The organism is Pseudomonas sp. LAM2023 (assembly GCF_016620375.1).
In the GTDB taxonomy this organism is placed as follows: Bacteria; Pseudomonadota; Gammaproteobacteria; order Pseudomonadales; family Pseudomonadaceae; genus Aquipseudomonas; species Aquipseudomonas anuradhapurensis.
The window spans coordinates 253,694-272,171 of sequence record NZ_JAENHV010000023.1 but is presented as its reverse complement, the minus strand read 5'-3'; the positions used below and the strand labels follow the sequence as shown (position 1 = coordinate 272,171).

18 protein-coding genes are annotated in these 18,478 nt (G+C 64.0%); 12 read left to right on the top strand and 6 right to left on the bottom strand.

Annotation, left to right across the window (positions count from 1 at the left end; all coding sequences use genetic code 11):
* The first annotated feature begins 59 nt into the window (after nucleotides 1-59).
* Nucleotides 60-692, top strand: a complete 633-nt coding sequence (locus JKP78_RS14180) for a glutathione S-transferase family protein (RefSeq protein ID WP_200626847.1) — start codon at nucleotides 60-62, stop codon at nucleotides 690-692.
* The gene (locus JKP78_RS14175; RefSeq protein WP_186685329.1) at nucleotides 689-1,633 is read left to right on the top strand and encodes a Nudix family hydrolase; all 945 of its coding nucleotides are present in this window, start codon (nucleotides 689-691) and stop codon (nucleotides 1,631-1,633) included. The genes JKP78_RS14180 and JKP78_RS14175 overlap by 4 nt, the downstream gene beginning before the upstream one ends.
* Nucleotides 1,634-1,812: 179 nt before the next feature.
* Here JKP78_RS14175 and JKP78_RS14170 read toward each other — a convergent pair whose 3' ends face one another.
* The 3 genes from JKP78_RS14170 to JKP78_RS14160 are packed head-to-tail and all read right to left on the bottom strand — an operon-like array spanning nucleotide 1,813 to nucleotide 5,367.
* On the bottom strand, nucleotides 1,813-2,379 hold the full coding sequence (locus JKP78_RS14170; protein ID WP_186685327.1) for a cob(I)yrinic acid a,c-diamide adenosyltransferase: 567 nt from the start codon (nucleotides 2,377-2,379) through the stop codon (nucleotides 1,813-1,815).
* A 1-nt stretch (nucleotide 2,380) separates the two neighbouring features.
* Nucleotides 2,381-4,411, bottom strand: a complete 2,031-nt coding sequence (locus tag JKP78_RS14165) for a sensor histidine kinase (RefSeq protein WP_186685325.1) — start codon at nucleotides 4,409-4,411, stop codon at nucleotides 2,381-2,383.
* A 38-nt stretch (nucleotides 4,412-4,449) separates the two neighbouring features.
* Nucleotides 4,450-5,367, bottom strand: coding sequence for a putative 2-dehydropantoate 2-reductase (locus JKP78_RS14160; protein ID WP_186685323.1), 918 nt, complete (start codon nucleotides 5,365-5,367; stop codon nucleotides 4,450-4,452).
* Between the two features lie 100 nt (nucleotides 5,368-5,467).
* On the opposite strand from JKP78_RS14160, the gene JKP78_RS14155 reads away from it, so the two are divergent.
* The 3 genes from JKP78_RS14155 (at nucleotide 5,468) to JKP78_RS14145 (ending at nucleotide 8,369) form a co-directional block, all read left to right on the top strand.
* On the top strand, nucleotides 5,468-5,953 hold the full coding sequence (locus tag JKP78_RS14155) for a YajQ family cyclic di-GMP-binding protein (protein ID WP_170032394.1): 486 nt from the start codon (nucleotides 5,468-5,470) through the stop codon (nucleotides 5,951-5,953).
* 113 nt (nucleotides 5,954-6,066) lie between these two features.
* Nucleotides 6,067-6,909 carry a mechanosensitive ion channel family protein gene (locus JKP78_RS14150; protein ID WP_170032392.1) on the top strand — a complete coding sequence of 281 codons (843 nt, stop codon included), beginning with the start codon at nucleotides 6,067-6,069 and terminating at the stop codon, nucleotides 6,907-6,909.
* Nucleotides 6,910-7,124: 215 nt separating this feature from the next.
* Nucleotides 7,125-8,369 carry an MFS transporter gene (locus tag JKP78_RS14145; RefSeq protein ID WP_200626846.1) on the top strand — a complete coding sequence of 415 codons (1,245 nt, stop codon included), beginning with the start codon at nucleotides 7,125-7,127 and terminating at the stop codon, nucleotides 8,367-8,369.
* A gap of 70 nt (nucleotides 8,370-8,439) precedes the next feature.
* On the opposite strand, the gene JKP78_RS14140 is transcribed toward JKP78_RS14145, so the two are convergent.
* Nucleotides 8,440-9,987, bottom strand: a complete 1,548-nt coding sequence (locus tag JKP78_RS14140) for an AmpG family muropeptide MFS transporter (protein WP_170032388.1) — start codon at nucleotides 9,985-9,987, stop codon at nucleotides 8,440-8,442.
* A 43-nt stretch (nucleotides 9,988-10,030) separates the two neighbouring features.
* Complete coding sequence (locus JKP78_RS14135; protein ID WP_186685319.1) at nucleotides 10,031-10,384, bottom strand: MGMT family protein; 354 nt, start codon at nucleotides 10,382-10,384, stop codon at nucleotides 10,031-10,033.
* A gap of 151 nt (nucleotides 10,385-10,535) precedes the next feature.
* Between JKP78_RS14135 and JKP78_RS14130 the strand changes: the two genes are divergently transcribed.
* From JKP78_RS14130 to groL, 5 genes are all read left to right on the top strand, one after another.
* On the top strand, nucleotides 10,536-11,546 hold the full coding sequence (locus JKP78_RS14130; RefSeq protein WP_186685317.1) for a DUF481 domain-containing protein: 1,011 nt from the start codon (nucleotides 10,536-10,538) through the stop codon (nucleotides 11,544-11,546).
* Between the two features lie 156 nt (nucleotides 11,547-11,702).
* Nucleotides 11,703-12,434 (top strand): HugZ family pyridoxamine 5'-phosphate oxidase, encoded by a 732-nt coding sequence (locus tag JKP78_RS14125; RefSeq protein WP_170032382.1) that lies wholly within the window; start codon nucleotides 11,703-11,705, stop codon nucleotides 12,432-12,434.
* A gap of 67 nt (nucleotides 12,435-12,501) precedes the next feature.
* Nucleotides 12,502-12,963 (top strand): FxsA family protein, encoded by a 462-nt coding sequence (locus JKP78_RS14120; RefSeq protein WP_170032379.1) that lies wholly within the window; start codon nucleotides 12,502-12,504, stop codon nucleotides 12,961-12,963.
* Between the two features lie 324 nt (nucleotides 12,964-13,287).
* The gene (locus JKP78_RS14115) at nucleotides 13,288-13,581 is read left to right on the top strand and encodes a co-chaperone GroES (RefSeq protein ID WP_003260750.1); all 294 of its coding nucleotides are present in this window, start codon (nucleotides 13,288-13,290) and stop codon (nucleotides 13,579-13,581) included.
* Nucleotides 13,582-13,630: 49 nt separating this feature from the next.
* Entirely contained in the window at nucleotides 13,631-15,271 is a 1,641-nt protein-coding gene (gene groL, locus JKP78_RS14110; protein WP_170032376.1) for a chaperonin GroEL, read from the top strand.
* A gap of 241 nt (nucleotides 15,272-15,512) precedes the next feature.
* Here the strand turns inward: groL and JKP78_RS14105 are convergent, their stop codons facing one another.
* Complete coding sequence (locus tag JKP78_RS14105; RefSeq protein ID WP_200626845.1) at nucleotides 15,513-16,241, bottom strand: phosphatase PAP2 family protein; 729 nt, start codon at nucleotides 16,239-16,241, stop codon at nucleotides 15,513-15,515.
* Between the two features lie 181 nt (nucleotides 16,242-16,422).
* Here JKP78_RS14105 and colR point away from each other — a divergent pair, with 181 nt between their 5' ends.
* Together colR and JKP78_RS14095 are read left to right on the top strand one after the other, a co-directional pair.
* The gene (gene colR, locus JKP78_RS14100; RefSeq protein ID WP_186675124.1) at nucleotides 16,423-17,106 is read left to right on the top strand and encodes a two-component system response regulator ColR; all 684 of its coding nucleotides are present in this window, start codon (nucleotides 16,423-16,425) and stop codon (nucleotides 17,104-17,106) included.
* Nucleotides 17,096-18,400 carry a sensor histidine kinase gene (locus JKP78_RS14095; protein ID WP_186685313.1) on the top strand — a complete coding sequence of 435 codons (1,305 nt, stop codon included), beginning with the start codon at nucleotides 17,096-17,098 and terminating at the stop codon, nucleotides 18,398-18,400. The genes colR and JKP78_RS14095 overlap by 11 nt, the downstream gene beginning before the upstream one ends.
* Nucleotides 18,401-18,478: the final 78 nt, after the last annotated feature.

Sequence of the window (18,478 nt, the reverse complement as noted above, 5' to 3'; positions counted from 1 at the left end):
TGCGTCGCGATGGGCTGCAACGCAGCCCGAAAAAATCCCAAACCGAATGGAGCCGAACCATGAGCTATCACCTGATCATCGGCGACAAGCTGTATTCCTCCTGGTCGCTGCGCGGCGCGCTGGCCCTCGAACTGGCTGGCGTGCCCTACGAAGAAACCCTGATCAAACTCAACCAGCCTGACACCCGTCAGCGCATCCTGGCGTTTTCCGCCACTGGCAAGGTGCCGCTGCTCAAGACCGAGCACGGTGTGATCGCCGACTCGCTGGCCATCGCCGAATACCTCAACGAACGCCACCCCGAGGCCCAGCTGTGGCCGGCCGACGTGGCAGCTCGAGCCCAGGCCCGCTCGGCCTGCGCGCAGATGCACAGCGGTTTCCTCGCCCTGCGCAGTGCCATGCCGTTCGATCTGTCGCGCGACCAGGCGCTGGACAGCGTGCCGCTGGAGGTGCAAATCGATATCGACCGTATCGTTGCGCTGTGGTCCGAATGCCGCCTGGTGGCCAAGGACAGCGGCCCGTTCCTGTTCGGCAAGCCGAGCCTGGCCGATGCCTTCTTCGCCCCGGTGGCCGTGCGCCTGCGCACCTACCGCGTGGAAGTGCCCGCCGAGGCGGCGGCCTATATCGAGACCATTTATCAATGGCCGGCCTTCCAGGCCTGGCAGCGGGCTGGCCTGGCGGAGCGTGAAGGGTGAAACGGATTCATGTTGTAGCAGCCGTCATTCGTGGTAGCGATGGCCGCATCCTGATCGCTCGCCGTGCCGATACCCAGCACCAGGGCGGCCTGTGGGAGTTCCCCGGCGGCAAGGTGGAGCAGGGCGAAGGCGTCGAAGCGGCGCTGGCCCGCGAGCTGCGCGAGGAGCTAGGCATCGAGGTGAGGCGTTCGCGCGCGCTGATCAAGGTCAGCCACGATTACCCGGACAAACAGGTGCTGCTGGACGTTCGTGAGGTCGAGGCATTTACCGGCGAGCCTCATGGTGCCGAGGGCCAGCCGCTGGAGTGGGTTGCCCCGCGCGATCTGCCGCAATACGAATTCCCCGAGGCCAACAAGCCGATCGTTGCGGCTGCACGCCTGCCGGACCAGTACCTGATCACCCCGGATGGCCTGGAAGTGCCGCAACTGCTCAAGGGTATCCAGAAGGCGGTGGCCGGCGGCATGCGCCTGATCCAGTTGCGTGCCCCGGACATGTACGACCCCAAGTACCGCGACGTGGCGGTAGACGCGGTCGGGCTGTGTGCGGGCAAGGCACAGCTGATGCTCAAGGGGCCGCTGGAATGGTTGGGCGACTTCCCTGCGGCGGGTTGGCACCTGACCGCGGCGCAATTGCGCAAGTATGCGGCCAATGGCCGGCCGTTCCCCCGTGAGCGTTGGCTGGCTGCTTCCTGCCATAGCGCTGAAGAGTTGGCGCTGGCGGAACAGATGGGTGTCGACTTCGTGACCTTGTCGCCAGTACAGGCAACCCAGACTCACCCTGACGCCGTGCCGCTGGGGTGGGATGAAGCGCAGCGGATGGTTGCCGGGTTCAACAAGCCGGTCTACCTGCTGGGCGGGGTCGGGCCAGGTGAGCGGGAGCAGGCCTGGGCTGCTGGGGCGCAGGGTGTGGCCGGGATCCGGGCGTTCTGGCCGGAGATTTGAGTCGCCGGTAACTGGGGCCGCTGTGCGGCCCATCGCGACACAAGGCCGCTCCTACAGGGGATACGCGATCGGTCGAGGATGCAGCGGTGTCGCGATGGGCTACAGGGATACGCGATTGGTGCGGTTCCTCTGTAGGAGCGGCCTTGTGTCGCGATGGGCTGCAAGGCAGCCCCAATATCTCAGCCTTCAGACTTGGCAGCAGGCTGCCACAACACCTCGGCAACCCCCTGCCGTCGCCCGATGATCCGCGCCGCCACGAACAGCAGATCGGATAGCCGGTTGATATACGCCAAGCCAACCCCTGCCAATGGCTCCACGGCATTCAGATGCTGGCAGCGCCGCTCGGCACTGCGCGCCAGGCTGCGGCATACATGCGCCTGTGCCACCAGCGCCGAGCCACTGGGCAAGATGAAGTTCTTCAGCGGCCCCAGCTCTTCATTCCACACATCGATAGCCGCCTCCAGGCGCTCCACCTCTGACAGGTCCAGCGCCTGGTAGCTGGGCATGGCCAGCTCACCGCCCAGGTCGAACAGGCGGTGCTGGCAAGGCGCGAGCACCTGGCTCACTTCGTCCAGCCCTTGTTCGGCCAGCCCTGCCAGCAGCAAACCCAGCTGGCTGTTCAGGCTGTCCACCTCGCCGATCGCCTCGATCCGCGGGTGGTCCTTGGGTACCCGGCGACCGTCGCCCAGCCCGGTTTCGCCCTTGTCGCCAGTGCGCGTGTAGATCTTCGACAGGCGATAGCCCATGTCATGCCTCCGTTTTCGCCGGCGCCGTCGCGGCCGGCTGGGCAAGGGGCAGGCGCAGGGTGAAGCAGGTGCCCTGGCCGGGCGTGGACTGCACTTCCATCTGCCCCTTGTGGTTGTTGGTGATGATGAAATACGAGACCGACAGGCCCAGCCCGGTACCCTGGCCGATTTCCTTGGTGGTGAAGAACGGTTCGAAGGTACGCTTGCGCACCCCCTCGGGCATGCCGATGCCGTTGTCCTCGACCTGGATTTCCGCCCACGGCGGGTTCAGCCGGGTGCGCAGGGTGATGCGCCCGGGCTCGCTGGGCTGCGGCCGTTGGTGGATAGCCTGGGCGGCGTTCTTCAGCAGGTTGAGCAGCACTTGCTCCAGTTCGTTGGCGGTGCAAGGCACCGGGCCCAGTTCGGGGTCGAACTGGCGCACGATGGCCGTGCCCTTGAAGTCGAAGCCAATGGCCAGGTCGAAATCGTTGCCGGCAATCTCCAGCGCCTGGTCGATCAGCGCCGGCAGGTCGCACGGGGCCAGCTGGCGGTTGCTGCGGCGGCTGAAGCTGAGCATGTGGGTAACGATCTTCGCCGCCCTGGCACCGGCCTGCTGGATGCCGTCGAGCAATTGCGGTACATCGCGGCTTTCCAGATAGCGGTTGACCGTAGCCAGGTCGATGCCCAGCTCTTCGGCCTGCTCGATGTTGCGTGGCAGCTCTGGCGACAGGCGTCGGCGGATGTTCTGCACGTTATGCAGGATCGCGCCCAGCGGGTTGTTGATCTCGTGGGCCATGCCGGCAGCCAGGCCGCCGACCGAAAGCATTTTCTCCGATTGCACCATCATTTCTTCCAGCGACAGGCGCTGGGTGATGTCGTCGATGCGGATGACCACGCCACGGCCACCACCGCCGGTCAGCGGGTAGAAGGTCAGGGCGTAGTGGCGCAGGTCCTCGCCCTTGGGCCAGGTGACCCGCTCGATCTTCGCCACCCGGTGCTTTTCCACGGTTTCCTTCAGTTGCGGCAGGAACGGCTTGAGCGGTTCGAAGGCAATGAAGATCGGCTGGTTCAGCGCCTCATCCAGCGGCGTGCCGGAAAGTACCGTGGCTTCGTGGTTCCACTGCGTCACGTAGAGCTGTTCGTCGAGGGCGATGAGCGCCGAGGGCATCGAGTCGATGATGCTGTTGAGGTAGTTCTGGAAACCGGTGAGCTTCTTCTCGATCTTGCTGCGCACCTGTACTTCCAGCTCCAGCTTGCGGTTGGTGTGGCGGGTTTCCTCGGCCAGGCCCTGGGCCTGGTCATAGGCTTCCTGGAACTCGTCGCGGGTGCGCTTGAGCTGTTGTTCGCGGGCTTCGATGCGTGAAAGCATGGTGTTGAACGCTTCGGCCAGGCTGCCGATTTCGTCGTCATTGCCGCGCTGGGCGCGCAGGGCGTAGCTTTCTTCGCGGGTGACCTGGCGGCTGAGTTCCTCGAGCTGGTTGATCGGCTGGGTGATCAGGCGTTTGATCTGCCGGGCAATGAAGATCCACAGCAGGATGCTGAACACCAGGATGGCCAGGCTGGCGCTTAGCGTGCCAGTGTAGAAGGCAGTAGGCAGTTCGCTGCTGGCCACCAGCAGCAGGTGGGCCGGCGGGTTGGCCTCGCGTGGCATGCGGATCAGCTGGGTGCTGCGAAACTCCATCAGGCGCCAGCCATCGATGTTGCGAAAACGCTTGGGCAGGGTCAGCGGCTCGCCATGCTGCAGCTGCGCCAGCATGCGGCCGTCGCCACCGTAGACTGCGGCGGCGCGCAGCGGCGTGTAGCTGTCCAGCTCCTTGAGCAGGGCGCTGGCGGCGTCCGGGTTGTCGCCGGCGCGAGCGGCCAGCTGCGGGTTGGCCACCAGCCGGCCGATGGTGTGCAGTGCCTGTGGTGCCATGCTCTCCTGGGTGATCCAGTAGGCGGCGCTGATGAAGGTGAGGTTGGCCACCAGCAGGATGGTCACCAGCAGTACCAGCAGGGCCGCCAGCAGCTTCTGCCCGACCGGGAGGTTTTCCAGGCGTTGGCGCAGGGTCATGGGCGAGGCAATGTCCTTATCCGGTTGAAAGGGCCGCGTCAGTCGCAGGGCAAACCACGCAGGCGCAGGTTATCGACCAGGCGCTGCTGCAGGCGTTCCAGCGCTGGCAGCTGCAGGCCATGCCGGCCGGCGGCGCGGCAGGCATGGCCGAGCAGGTAATGCACCTCGGTGCGGCGGCCGGCGCGAACGTCCTGGTACATGGAAGAGTAGTTGGCTGCGGTGGCGACGATCACCCGCTGGACTTCCTCGTTCAGTTCCGCCGCTGCCTGCGGCTGACCGCAGCGGCGCAGCAGCTGGGCCAGCTCGGCGCACAGTGCGTCCACTTCGTCCAGGTGCCCCAGCAGCCCGCCGTTCTGGCAGTCGTGCAGCACGGTCAGCGGGTTGATCGCGCAATTGAGCGCCAGTTTGCGCCATAGGCGGGTGAGGATGTCCACCGTCCAGTCGCCAGGGATGGCGGCTTCGTGCAGGTCATCGAACCAGGCCGGGACCGCGGGGTTGCGCGGGTCGCCCAGCCAGTTGAAACCGTGGCCGGCAAACCGTACCTGCCAGTCGCCCTCGCGAAACGCACCTTCGGTGCTGGAGGCGAAGATGCAGCGTGCGCGCGGGACCAGGTCGGCGACCTCGTCCTGGCTGCCCAGGCCATTCTGCAGCAGCAGTACCTCGGCGTCGTCGGCCAGCCGTGCGGCCACGCCGGCAATCGCCGCGGCGGCGTCGTAGGCCTTGCAGGCCACCAGCAGGTGGTGGATCGGGCCATGGGCCTGCGCGGTTTCGGCCGGGATGGCGTAGTGGCGCGGCTGGTCCTGTTCCACCAGGGTCAGGCCGCCAGCCTGCTGGTAGGCCTGCAAGCGTTGCCCGTCGCGCAGGATCAGGCGCACTGCCTTGCCCGCGCGCGCCAGGCGGCAAGCCCACAGGCTGCCCAGGCTACCGGCGCCGAGAATATGCCAGGTGCTGCTCATATGCGTTTCGCAACCCGTTATAATGAGCCCGCATTTTAACCGTCAAACCCAGCGCGCTCCATCTTCAGCCTGAGCGCGCTTTTATTTTGGGAGAACAACCATGCCTTCGTTCGACGTGGTATCGGAACTGGACAAGCACGAAGTGCAGAACGCGGTCGACAACGCCATCAAGGACCTGGACCGCCGCTACGACCTCAAGGGCAAGGGCAGCTTCGAGTTCAAGGACAAGGAGCAGACCGTGATGCTCACCGCCGAGGAGGAGTTCCAGCTCGAAGCGATGCTGGAAATCCTGCGCCTGGCGCTGGTCAAGCGCAAGATCGACGTGAAGTGCCTGGAAACCAAGGACCCGTACGCCTCGGGCAAGGAAAAGAAACAGGAAGCCAAGTTCCGCGAAGGCATCGACAAGGACCTGGCGAAGAAGATCGTCGCCACCATCAAGGACGCCAAGCTGAAGGTGCAGGCCGCCATCCAGGGCGAGCAGGTGCGTGTTACCGGCAAGAAGCGTGACGACCTGCAGGAAGCCATCGCCCTGCTGCGGACCAAGGAATTCGACATGCCGCTGCAGTTCAACAACTTCCGCGACTGATGCAAGTGCCACCCGGAACCCGGATGGCGAAATGATGTCCATGGGGCCCGGGCTGCGCAAACACGCGCGGCCTGTTCTACCGTGTACTTGCCGCTCGGCATCAGGAGATGAATATGGATTTGAACGCTGAAGTCGATCAGCTGGTCCGCCAATCGCAGACCTGGATTCCCTTGATCATGGAATACGGCAGCCGTGTGCTGCTGGCATTGCTGACCCTGGCGGTCGGCTGGTGGATCATCAACAAGGTCAGCGCCCGCCTGGGCAAGCTGGTCGGCCTGCGCAACGCCGACCAGGCGCTGCAGGGCTTCATCAGCACCCTGTCGAACATCGTGCTGAAGGTGCTGCTGCTGGTCAGCGTGGCGTCGATGATCGGTATCGAGACCACCTCGTTCGTCGCCGCCATCGGTGCCGCCGGCCTGGCCATCGGCCTGGCCTTGCAAGGCAGCCTGGCGAACTTCGCCGGTGGCGTGCTGATTCTGATGTTCCGCCCGTTCCGCATCGGGGACTGGATCGAGGCGCAGGGCGTGGCCGGCACCGTCGACAGCATCCAGATCTTCCACACCGTGCTGCGCACCGGTGACAACAAGACCGTGATCATGCCTAACGGCAGCCTGTCCAACGGCATCATCACCAACACCAACCGCCAGCCGACGCGCAAGGTGGTGTTCGATGTCGGCGTGGACTACGAGGCCGACCTGCAGAAGGCACGCAACGTGTTGCTGGAGCTGGCGCAGGACCCGCGCGTGCTGCAAGACCCTGCGCCGCAAGCGGTGGTCGCCACCCTGGGCGACAGCGCCATTACCGTGTCGTTGCGCCTGTGGACCAAGACCGCCGATTACTGGGACGTGATGTTCATGCTCAACGAGCATGCGCGCGACCGGCTGAAGGCCGAAGGGATCGACATTCCGTTCCCGCAGCGGGTGATTCGCGTGGTGCAGGAGACTGCAGCGCAGTAGCACCGCGTTGTCATCGACCGGGGCCGCTTCGTGCCCCATCGCGACACAAGGTCGCTCCTACAGGGGATCGCGTAACCCTTGTAGGAGCGGCCTTGTGTCGCGATGGGGCGCGAAGCGGCCCCGGCCTTTCTACCCCTGATTACACTTGTTCACAGCAACACCAGGCCATTTCTGGCATATAGCCTGACCCCTCCTGCCACACCCGATACGCCATCATGAAACCACTGCTGTACATCACGCCCCTGCGCGCCTTGCTGTTCGGCCTTACCCTGGCCCTGTTCGAGCTGCTCACCTACCTGGCCAGCGACGCGGTCATGCCGGCCATGCCGGTGGTGGTCGGCGACCTGAACGCCAGCCCCGAATACATTCCCCACGCGCTCAACCTGTACCTGCTGGGTGGGGTGGTATTGCAATGGCTGATCGGCCCGCTGGCCGACCGCTATGGCCGGCGTCCGTTGCTGCTGATCGGCTGTGCCTGCTTCGGCCTGGCCTGCCTGGCAACCTTCTGGGTCGACGATATTGGCCTGTTCAACCTGTTGCGCCTGCTGCAGGGCATTGGCCTGGGCTTTGTGGTCACGGTCAGCTACCCGGCCTTGAACGAAGCCTTCAGCGAGGCAGACGCCGTGCGCATGATGGCGCTGCTGGCCAATATCGCATTGCTCTCGCCCCTGCTCGGGCCGCTGGTGGGTACCTTGATGCTGCAGTGGCTGGATTGGCGCTGGCTGTTCGTGGCCTTTGCCGTGGGTGCGGTCATGGCCTGGCTGTTGCTGTACCGGCTGATGCCGGAAACACTGGGGGTGGAACGCCGGGACGGTTCGCGCCTGGCATTCACGTCGATTCAACTGTTGCCGCTGCTGGCCGGCTACGGCCAGTTGCTGGTCAACCGCCGTTTTGTCGCTGGCAGCGCGGCGCTGGGCCTGGTCGGCCTGCCGTTGATTGCCTGGATCGGCTTGTCGCCGGTGCTGCTGATCCACGATGAGGGGTTGAGCACGCTGGAGTACGCCTTGTGGCAATTGCCGGTATTTGGCGGGTTGATCCTGGGCAACCTGATCATCAACCGGATTGCCGAGCGCTACCCGTTGCCGTCGTTGGTGCGTGGCGCGCTGTGGCCGTACCTGGCCGGGCTGGGCCTGATGCTGTTGGCGACCTGGTACTGGCCGAGCGTGACCAGCGTGGTGGCAGGCATGTCGCTGTATGCGCTGGGGCTGGGCGTGGCCAATGCGGTGCTGTACCGCATGACGCTGTTCGCCAGCGAACAGAGCAAGGGCCTGGTCTCGGCCATGCTGGGGATGATCACCATTGCCCTGCTGGGGCTGGGCGGCGCACTGCTGGCGATGATTGGCGCCGGGGCCAGTTTGCTGCATTTTGCCCAGGCGGCAGGTGTGGCGGGGGCGCTGGCGCTGTGGCCGTTGTGGTTGGTGGTGGGGCAGCGGCCTGGGGAAGGGGCTGTTACCGAATGATCTTTTGGGCCTGAACCGGCCGCTTCGCGGGTTTGCTCGCGAAGCGGCCGGTTCAGGCTGGAATTATCCCTCAGGGCCGCTCGGCTGCCGAGTTCTCCGCTGCCACCGGTTTGCCCGGCCCTGCCTCCTGGCGCCACTGCAGCGCAATCAGGATCAGCGTCGGCACGCCCAGCAAGGCGGTGATCAGGAAGAAGTCGTGGTAACCGAACTTCTCCACCATGACCCCCGAATAACCGCCGATCAGGCGCGGCAACAGCAGCATGATCGAGCTGAGCAACGCGTACTGGGTCGCCGAGAACTTCAAGTTGGTCAGGCTCGACAGGTAGGCGACGAAGGCCGAGGTGGCCAGGCCGGAGCTGAAGTTGTCCAGCGAGATGGTCACCACCAGCATCTGCAGGTTCGGGCCCATGTCGGCCAGCATCAGGAACAGGATGTTGGTAGCCGCCGAAGCTGCGCCACCGATGAACAGGATCGGCATGATGCCGAAGCGCACGATCAGCAGGCCGCCAATCCCGGCGCCGACCAGGGTCATGATCAGGCCGAAGATCTTGCTGACACTGGCGATCTGGTCCTTGGTGAAGCCCATGTCGATATAGAACACGTTGGCCATCACGCCCATCACCGTGTCCGACATGCGATACGTGGCGATCAGGCCGAGCAACAGCAACGCCTGCCAGCGGTAGCGGGCGATGAAGTCGTTGACCGGTGTCAACACCGGGGCCAGGCCGCGACGGCCCAGGCTCGACAGGCATGCCCAGGTCAGCAGCACATAAAGGATCAGGCGCAGGAAGGCACGGTCTTCGAGCAGCAGGTCGAGGGGGGTGGCATCACCGGAGATGACGCTGGCCCAGCCGGTGTTGAACATCTGGGTGAAGCTGGCGGGGACCGACACCAGCAGGATGATCAGCACGAACACCGAGGCCAGCTGGTGTACCAGCCCATAGCGCGCTGCCGACAGCTGGGTGCGCATGGGGACGGGCGGTTCGCGCATGATCAGGGTGGTGAACACCGCGGGCAGCATCATCACCGCGAACATCACGTAGGTGCCGGCCCAGGCCTTGTGCAGGTAGCTGAAGCCGGTGGAGCCGAACCACTCGGCGAAGAACAGCGCGCCGGCCGTCGCCAGCAGCGCCGCTACCCGGTAGCCGGCCATGTAGCTGGCAGCGAGCGCAGCCTGGCGCTGGTCATCGGCGATTTCCAGGCGGTAGGCGTCGACGGCGATGTCCTGGGTCGCCGAGGCGAAGGCCACCAGTACCGCCAGGGCAATCAGCCAGGACAGGTGCTGCTGTGGGTCGCACAGGCTCATGCCGACCAGCCCGATCACCACCAGCGATTGCGACAGCAGCAGCCAGGACCGGCGGCGCCCCAGGCTGCCGAGCAGGGGCAGGCGCCATTGATCGAGCAGCGGCGACCACACCCACTTGAAGGCGTAGGCCAGGCCGATCAGGCTGGCGTAACCAATGGTCTCGCGGGCCACGCCCGCTTCGCGCAGCCACACCGAGAGGGTGGAGAACACCAGCATGTAGGGCAGACCGGCGGCGAAGCCGAGCAGCAAAAGTACCAAGGTTGACGGGCTGGCATAGGCAGCAAGCGCAGCGCGCCAGGTTTTACGGGGCATGGGCCAACATCTGCCTCAAGTTTGCGAAAACAAAGCGCGCACTCTAACCGCTGTGCTCCATCGGGCGCCAGCCATGGCGCGTCATATCCACACGATTGTTGGTTACATTCACGCCCTCCGCGCGCAGCCGCGCCCGTTGTTCATCCCCCGACGGGGTACCCAGTGCCAGGCTCAGCCTGCCGCCCGCACCGAGCACCCGGTGCCAGGGCAGGCGAGTGTCCGGCGGCAGTTGCCCGAGGGTGCGCCCGACCCAGCGTGCCGCACGGCCAAGCCCGGCCAGCTCGGCCAGTTGACCATAGCTGACCACCTTGCCGGCCGGCACCTGGCCCAAAACCGAATACAGCGCCGTTCGTCGGCCCTCGGCGTCGTCGAGGGCGTGCTCATATGCAACGGACATCAGGCCCCCCCTGGGCTGTAGATGAAACCGGACCGACGGTGCGGCAAATGAGAGTTGAACTCAACGGCAGGCTCCCGGTCTGTCCTTGCTGTGGTCGTCGGTATCTGGATAATGCCCGGCTTTTTTGTCAAATCGAACCCGTAGTGCGTTTATGTATTCTAGATCCTTGTTGTGCCTGCTTGCTGTTTCCCTGTGCGCCTCGCCGGTGTTCGCCGACACCGTGTGGATGAAGAACGGTGACCGGCTCAGCGGCAAGATCAAAGTCTTCGATGGTGGCAAGCTGCTGCTGGAAACCCCCTATGGCGGTTCCATCGCCCTGGACTGGAAACAGGTCCAGACCCTGGAGAGCGACCAGGAGCTGCTGGTCAAGCAGGACGCCTATAGCGGTGAGCGGGCCAAGTCGCTGAAGGCCGCCGAGCCCGGCAAGGTGACCCTGGCCAACGGCGAGGCGCCGAAGACCGTGGAGCTGGCCAGCATCGAGCAGATCATGAAGCCCAAGCCGCTGGTCGAGGACTTCGTGTGGAAGGGCAACGTCGACGTGGCGCTGGACTACAAACGTGCCGAGAACGATACCGACGACTATGACGTCGGCTTCAAGACCAGCGCCCGCCACGGTCGCTGGCGGCACAACGCCGAAGGCGAATACAACCGCGAGACCAAGGACGACGTCACCACCACCGACAATTGGAGCGCCGAGTACGCCCTGGACCGCTTCCTTACCGAGAAATGGTTCTGGCAAGGGCGCATGGAATACAAGCGCGACCACGTCGAAGACCTGGCCCGCCAGCGTACCGTGGGTACCGGCCCGGGTTACCAGTTCTGGGATGATGAACTGGGCGCGTTCTCGCTGGGTTCACTGATCAACCGCACCGACTTCGAATACCAGGACGGGGCCAAGGACAACTTCTATTCGGCGGCGCTGAAGTGGGACTACACCCGTTACCTGATCGGCAAGAACGTGCAGCTGTTCACCAACGGCGAGTTCGCCAAGCCGCTGGGTGGGGTGGCCGACTACGCGCTGGATGCCGAGGTCGGCCTGCGCTACAAGGTGACCGAGTGGGCCTCGCTCAACCTCAAGGCAGAGAAAGACATCATCACCGGAACGCGTGAGAGTGACCTGGACAAGACCCGCTATACCGCTGGGTTTGGCGTTACCTGGTAAATCTTTGGCGCCGCATTGGGCACATCGCGACACAGGATGTACGCGATCCTTGTAGGAGCGGCCTTGCGTCGCGATGGGCTGCAAAGCAGCCCCATTGGCACCGGACCTGAAAATGCTATCGTGTGGCCACCCAGTCTGCCGCCAGGAGCCCGCCCAGTGAGTACCACCGCCATCCGCCCCGCCCGGGAACTGCTGCTCAAGGAATACCGCGGCGTGCTCTCGACCCATTCCCGGTCGATGCCGGGCTACCCGTTCGGCTCGGTCGTGCCGTACTGCCTGGACGCCCAGGGCAACCCGCTGATCCTGATCAGCCGCATCGCCCAGCACACCCACAACCTGCAGAAAGACCCCAAGTGCTCGCTGCTGGTCGGTGAGCGGGAAGCCGAGGACGTGCAAGCCGTGGGGCGCCTGACGGTCATGGCCGAAGCGCACAAGCTGGTTGACGAGGCCGCCATCGAGGCCGCCGCCGAACGCTACTACCGCTACTTCCCGGACGCTGCCGACTACCACAAGGCCCACGACTTCGACTTCTGGGTACTGCAGCCTGTGCGTCACCGCTACATCGGCGGCTTCGGCGCGATCCACTGGCTTGACCAGGTGACCCTGGCCAACCCGTTCGCCGGCAAGGCCGAGGCGAGCATGGTCGAACATATGAACCGTGACCATGCCAACGCCATCGCCCATTACGTGGAACTGACCCACTTGCCCCGCCATGCGCCCGCGCAACTGGTCGGCGTGGACAGCGAGGGCATGCACCTGCGGATTGGCCAGGCGGTGTACTGGTTGCCTTTCCCGGGTACCTGCAACACCCCGACACAAGTCCGCGAAGCCCTGGTTTTGCTGGCGCGCGCCGACCGGTGGCCGGTTGCGATGGACGCCGAGGCTTGAAAAGCCGAGCGCACGCATCCATCTGTTGGTCTTACAGGAAGGTTCTCTTCCGACGAGGAATGCTTTGATGCGTGCTTTTCTATTGTTGTTTCTCCTGTTTCCCGTGCTGGAGCTGTTCGTCTTCGTGAAGGTCAGCGCCGCCATCGGTTTCTTCCCGGCGCTGCTGTTGATCATCGCCGGTTCCGCGCTGGGTGTGTTGGTGATGCGGGTGGCCGGGCTGGCTACCGCGCTGCGCGCCCGGGAAAGCCTGCAGCGTGGCGAACTGCCCGCCGAGGACATGTTCCAGGGCTTGATGCTGGCCATCGGTGGTGGCCTGCTGTTGCTGCCAGGCTTCATCAGCGACGTGCTGGGCCTGCTGTGCCTGCTGCCATTCACCCGTCACCTGGCCGCCCGCAAGATGCGTGAGCGCGCCGAGGCCCAGGCCCTGCGCCAGCGGGCGTTTCAGGACGACCCGTTCCAGGCGCAGCCGCGCGATGGCGGCCACCGCCCGAACGTGATCGAAGGCGAGTACGAGCGCCGCGACAAGTAATAGCCGGGGGCCGCTTCGCGCCCCTATCGCGACACAAGGCCGCTCCTACAGAGTTCGCAAGCCCCTGTAGGAGCGGCCTTGTGTCGCGATAGGGCTGCGAAGCGGCCCCAAGCTTTTCAGGCTGATGAAAAATTTTCTGAAGCAAGCCTTGTAATTGAATATGGCGGCCTCATGTATGTGGTCACCGCAAGGTTTCTGGTGGCAACACCAGACATGACTCAGGCGGTTCGCCCTGCGCGAGCTGCCTTCCGGCTACGCCGGACAGCATCAACCCGCCGGTGTCGACACCGGCCGATGAAAACCACAATTTGGGAGAGATCGACAATGAAGCTTCGTCCTCTGCATGACCGCGTCGTTATCCGTCGCAGCGAAGAAGAATCGAAAACCGCTGGCGGTATCGTCCTGCCGGGTTCGGCCGCTGAAAAGCCAAACCGCGGCGAAGTAGTCGCCGTCGGCACCGGTCGCATCCTGGACAACGGCGAAGTTCGCGCGTTGGCCGTGAAAGTGGGTGACAAAGTGGTTTTCGGCCCTTACTCGGGCAGCAACACCGTGAAAGTCGATGGCGAAGACCTGCTGGTCATGGCCGAGAACGAAATCCTCGCCGTCATCGAAGGCTGATTTCCCCGACTTCCCGTTACTCCAAAGAATTCCAAAGGATTAAACGATCATGGCTGCTAAAGACGTAAAATTTGGTGATTCCGCCCGTAAGAAAATGCTCGTTGGTGTCAACGTTCTGGCTGACGCCGTAAAAGCCACCCTGGGCCCGAAAGGCCGCAACGTGGTTCTGGCCAAGAGCTTCGGCGCGCCGACCATCACCAAGGACGGCGTTTCCGTCGCCAAGGAAATCGAGCTGAAGGACGCCTTCGAGAACATGGGCGCCCAGCTGGTCAAGGAAGTTGCTTCCAAGGCCAACGACGCTGCCGGTGACGGCACCACCACCGCTACCGTTCTGGCTCAGGCCATCGTCAACGAAGGCCTGAAGGCCGTCGCTGCCGGCATGAACCCGATGGACCTGAAGCGCGGTATCGACAAGGCCACTGCTGCCGTCGTCGCCGAGCTGAAGAACCTGTCCAAGCCATGCGCCGACTCCAAGGCCATCGCCCAGGTAGGTACCATCTCCGCCAACTCCGACAGCTCCATCGGTGAAATCATCGCCGAAGCCATGGAAAAGGTCGGTAAAGAAGGCGTGATCACCGTTGAAGAAGGTTCGGGCCTGGAAAACGAACTGTCCGTCGTGGAAGGCATGCAGTTCGACCGTGGCTACCTGTCGCCGTACTTCGTGAACAAGCCGGACACCATGGTTGCCGAGCTGGAAGGCCCGCTGCTGCTGCTGGTCGACAAGAAGATCTCCAACATCCGTGAGCTGCTGCCAGTGCTGGAAGCCGTTGCCAAGGCCGGCCGCCCACTGCTGATCGTTGCCGAAGACGTCGAAGGCGAAGCGCTGGCTACCCTGGTGGTCAACAACATGCGCGGCATCGTCAAGGTTGCTGCGGTCAAGGCTCCGGGCTTCGGCGACCGCCGCAAGGCCATGCTGCAGGACATCGCCGTGCTGACTGGCGGCCAGGTCATCTCCGAAGAAATCGGCCTGTCCCTGGAAACCGCTACCCTGGAGCACCTGGGTAACGCCAAGCGCGTCATCCTGTCCAAGGAAAACACCACCATCATCGACGGCGCTGGCGCCGACGGCGAGATCGAAGCACGCGTCAAGCAGATCCGTGCCCAGATCGAAGAAACTTCCTCGGACTACGACCGTGAGAAGCTGCAAGAGCGTCTGGCCAAGCTGGCTGGCGGTGTTGCCGTGATCAAGGTGGGTGCCGGCACCGAAGTTGAAATGAAAGAGAAGAAAGCCCGCGTAGAAGACGCCCTGCACGCTACCCGTGCAGCCGTTGAAGAAGGCGTGGTGCCTGGCGGTGGTGTGGCCCTGGTACGCTCGCTGGCGGCCATTGCCAACCTCAAAGGCGACAACGAAGACCAGAACGTCGGTATCGCCCTGCTGCGTCGCGCTGTCGAAGCGCCGCTGCGCCAGATCACTGCCAACGCCGGCGACGAGCCAAGCGTTGTCGCTGACAAGGTCAAGCAAGGTTCGGGTAACTTCGGTTACAACGCTGCTACCGGCGAATACGGCGACATGATCGAGATGGGTATCCTGGACCCAGCCAAGGTCACTCGTTCGGCGCTGCAAGCGGCTGCTTCGATCGGCGGTCTGATGATCACCACCGAAGCCATGGTTGCCGACCTGCCGGAAGACAAGCCAGCTGCTGGCATGCCTGACATGGGCGGCATGGGTGGCATGGGCGGCATGATGTAAGCCAGCCTTACCCCTGCACCATCAAAAAGCCCCGGTTCGCTAGAACCGGGGCTTTTTTTGTTTTCCTGTTGGGGCCATTGGGGCTGCTGCGCAGCCCATCGCGACGCAAGGCCGCTCCTACAAGGGATTGCGTAACCTGAACTGCGCCCCTGACGTTGGACAAAAAATCCAACCTCAGGGGCGTACTTCAACCTGTAGGAGCGGCCTTGTGTCGCGATCGGGCCGCAAGGCGGCCCCTGGGTCAGGCGACGCTACGCTCAGCGGCAGGTACCTCAACCATTCCCCGCCGATACAGAACCAGATAATACGACCCCAACCCGATCAACCAGCAGAACACCGCCGTCCACACGTTATGTGACAGGAAGTGCGCCCCCTGCATCATCCGCCCCAGCGACAGTACCGACCCGGCCACGAACGCCAGCGCCAATGCTGCCCGTGCCAAGCGCGGTTTGCGGTCACGCAGCATGAAGAACAGGCCGAACAGGCAGAACCCGGTCGCGGCATGCCCACCCGGCCAGCACAGCCCCGGCTTGTCGGTAGCCGGCCGTGGTTCCAGCAGCTTGCTGTAGGTTTCGCTGCCGCCAAACTGGGTCAGGCTCCATGGGCATTGCACCTGGGTCACTTTTTTCAGTGGCGTGACGAACGCCGTGGACAGGCCCAGCGCCAGCACCAGGCAGCCCAGCTCGCGACGCCAGCCGAACAGGCGCTTCCAGAAGAAGCTTGCGGCAAAGGTGAGCAACGACAACACCCCAAGCAGGATCACCCCCTGCTTGACCCGGTCATGCAGGATGTTTTCCAGCAAGTAGCTGTGGCGACCGATGAACTGCCCGGCAACGGGGTCGAAGAACAAGTTGGCGATGTCCATGTCGACCGAGGTCAGTTCCAGCAGGATCAAGCTCAGCGCGGTTGCCAGGGGCAGGCCCAGGTATAGCCAGAAGTTGATGGGGCGAGGACGGCTTCGATGCTGCATGGCGGCTCCAGGACGCGAAAAAGATCGGGCATTGTCGGCTGCCCGCTATCCTGTGTCCGTGAAGGATCAGTGAAAAAACCGTCAAGGTAGGCGAATTCTTCGCAGGGCTGGCACCCTGCAGGCATAGGCCTTAAGCTGCGCCTGCCGCGCCACAGCGAGAAGCGCCGCACAGGAGAAACCGATGCGCATTCTTTTGGTTGAAGACAACCGCGATATCCTGGCCAACCTGGCCGATTACCTGAGCATGAAAGGCTACACCGTAGACTGCGCCCAGGATGGCCTGTCCGGCCTGCACCTGGCCGCCACCGAACACTACGACCTGATCGTGCTCGACATCATGCTGCCTGGCATCGACGGCTATACCCTGTGCAAACGCCTGCGCGAAGATGCCCGTCGCGACACGCCGGTGATCATGCTCACTGCCCGCGACCAGCTGGATGACCGGCTGCAGGGTTTCCGCTCTGGCGCTGACGATTATCTGCTCAAGCCGTTTGCCCTGTCGGAACTGGCCGCACGCATCGAAGCGGTGCTGCGCCGAGCCCAGGGCGGTGGCCGCCGCACCCTGCAGGTGGCTGACCTCAGCTACGACCTCGACACCCTTGAAGTTACCCGCCAGGGCCGCCTGCTCAAGCTCAACCCGGTCGGCCTCAAGCTGCTTGCCGTATTGATGCAGAAGAGCCCGCACGTGTTGCGCCGCGAAGTGCTGGAGGAGGCCCTGTGGGGCGACGACTGCCCCGACAGTGACAGCCTGCGCAGCCACGTGCACCAGCTGCGCCAGGTGATCGACAAACCGTTCGAAAAACCGCTGCTGCACACCGTCCATGGCGTCGGCTACCGCCTCGCCGAGGGCCGCGATGGAGTTTAAGCAAAGCCTTGCCCAGCGCATCATCATCGCCTTTGCCCTGATGAGCGCACTGGTGGCCGGGGCCTTCGCCTTCGGCATCGTCGGTACCGTGCACCTGGTCGAGGAGCGGCTGATCTCCTCGGTACTGGGCGGTGACCTGCAGCGCCTGCTGCGCATGGACAGTGTCAGTGACTGGAGCCACCGGCCACGCCCCGATCAGCTGTTCTACTTCAGCGGCGGGCGTGACGATTTCGAATTGCCCAAAGACCTGCGCCACCTCGACCGCGGCTTCCACGAGGTGTTCCGTGACCAGCTGTCGTACCACGCCATGGTCGAGATCGTCGACGGCCGCCGCTATGTCCTGCTGCAGGACCAAAGCGACTTCGAAGAACGCGAGCGCCTGCTGTTCGCAGTGGTGGTGGTGGGCTTCGTGCTCAGCCTGGTGCTGGCAGTGATCCTCGGCTGGCTGGTGGCGCGCCGGGTGATGGCGCCGGTGATCCGCCTGGCGCGCCAGGTGCGCCACCGTGATCAGTTGCTCGGCCTGGCCCCGCCGCTGGCGCCAGACTATGCGGCGGACGAAGTCGGCCAGCTGGCGGTGGCGTTCGACGATACCCTGGGCCGCCTGCGAGACGCGTTGACCCGCGAACGGCTGTTCACCAGCGACGTCAGCCACGAACTGCGCACGCCCTTGATGGTGCTGGCCACTTCTTGCGAACTGCTGATGGAAAACCCCAACCTCGACACCCGCTCACGCAGCCAGGTGGAACGTGTGGCGCGGGCTACCGAGGAGATGCGCGAGCTGGTCAAGACCTTCCTGATGCTGGCCCGGGCGCAGCGCGACGAGGGCGCTGTGGCATCGCGCGCGACCTTGCGCGAAGTGGCCGACGAACTGGTCGGGGTGTGGCGTGACACCATCGAGCAGAAGGGCCTGGCCTTGTATTTCGACGGGCGAGTCAGTGCCAGCTCGGTGCTGTACAACGCCACTTTCCTGCAATCGGTGATGGGCAACCTGTTGCGCAATGCCGCGCACTATACCGACAGCGGCTACATCCGCCTGAGCCTCGAAGCCAACGGTTTCAGTGTCGAGGACAGTGGCGTGGGCATTCCCGAAGAGCAGCGCGAAGCCATGTTCCGGCCGTTCGTGCGCGGTGATGAACGGCGTGGCGAGGGCCTCGGCCTGGGCCTGTCGCTGGTACAGCGAATCTGCGACGACCAGGGTTGGCAGGTCACGCTGACGTCAACCTTGCCGCATGGTTGCCGGTTCCACGTCGACCTGAGCAATACCGCGACCAAGGGCGACCCTGAGGCGGAGTAAAGCTTTGTAACAGCGCCCTCGGCGTATGACGTTTTTTTCACATGGGTATGACCTGATTCCTACGCTCGCTTGCCTAAT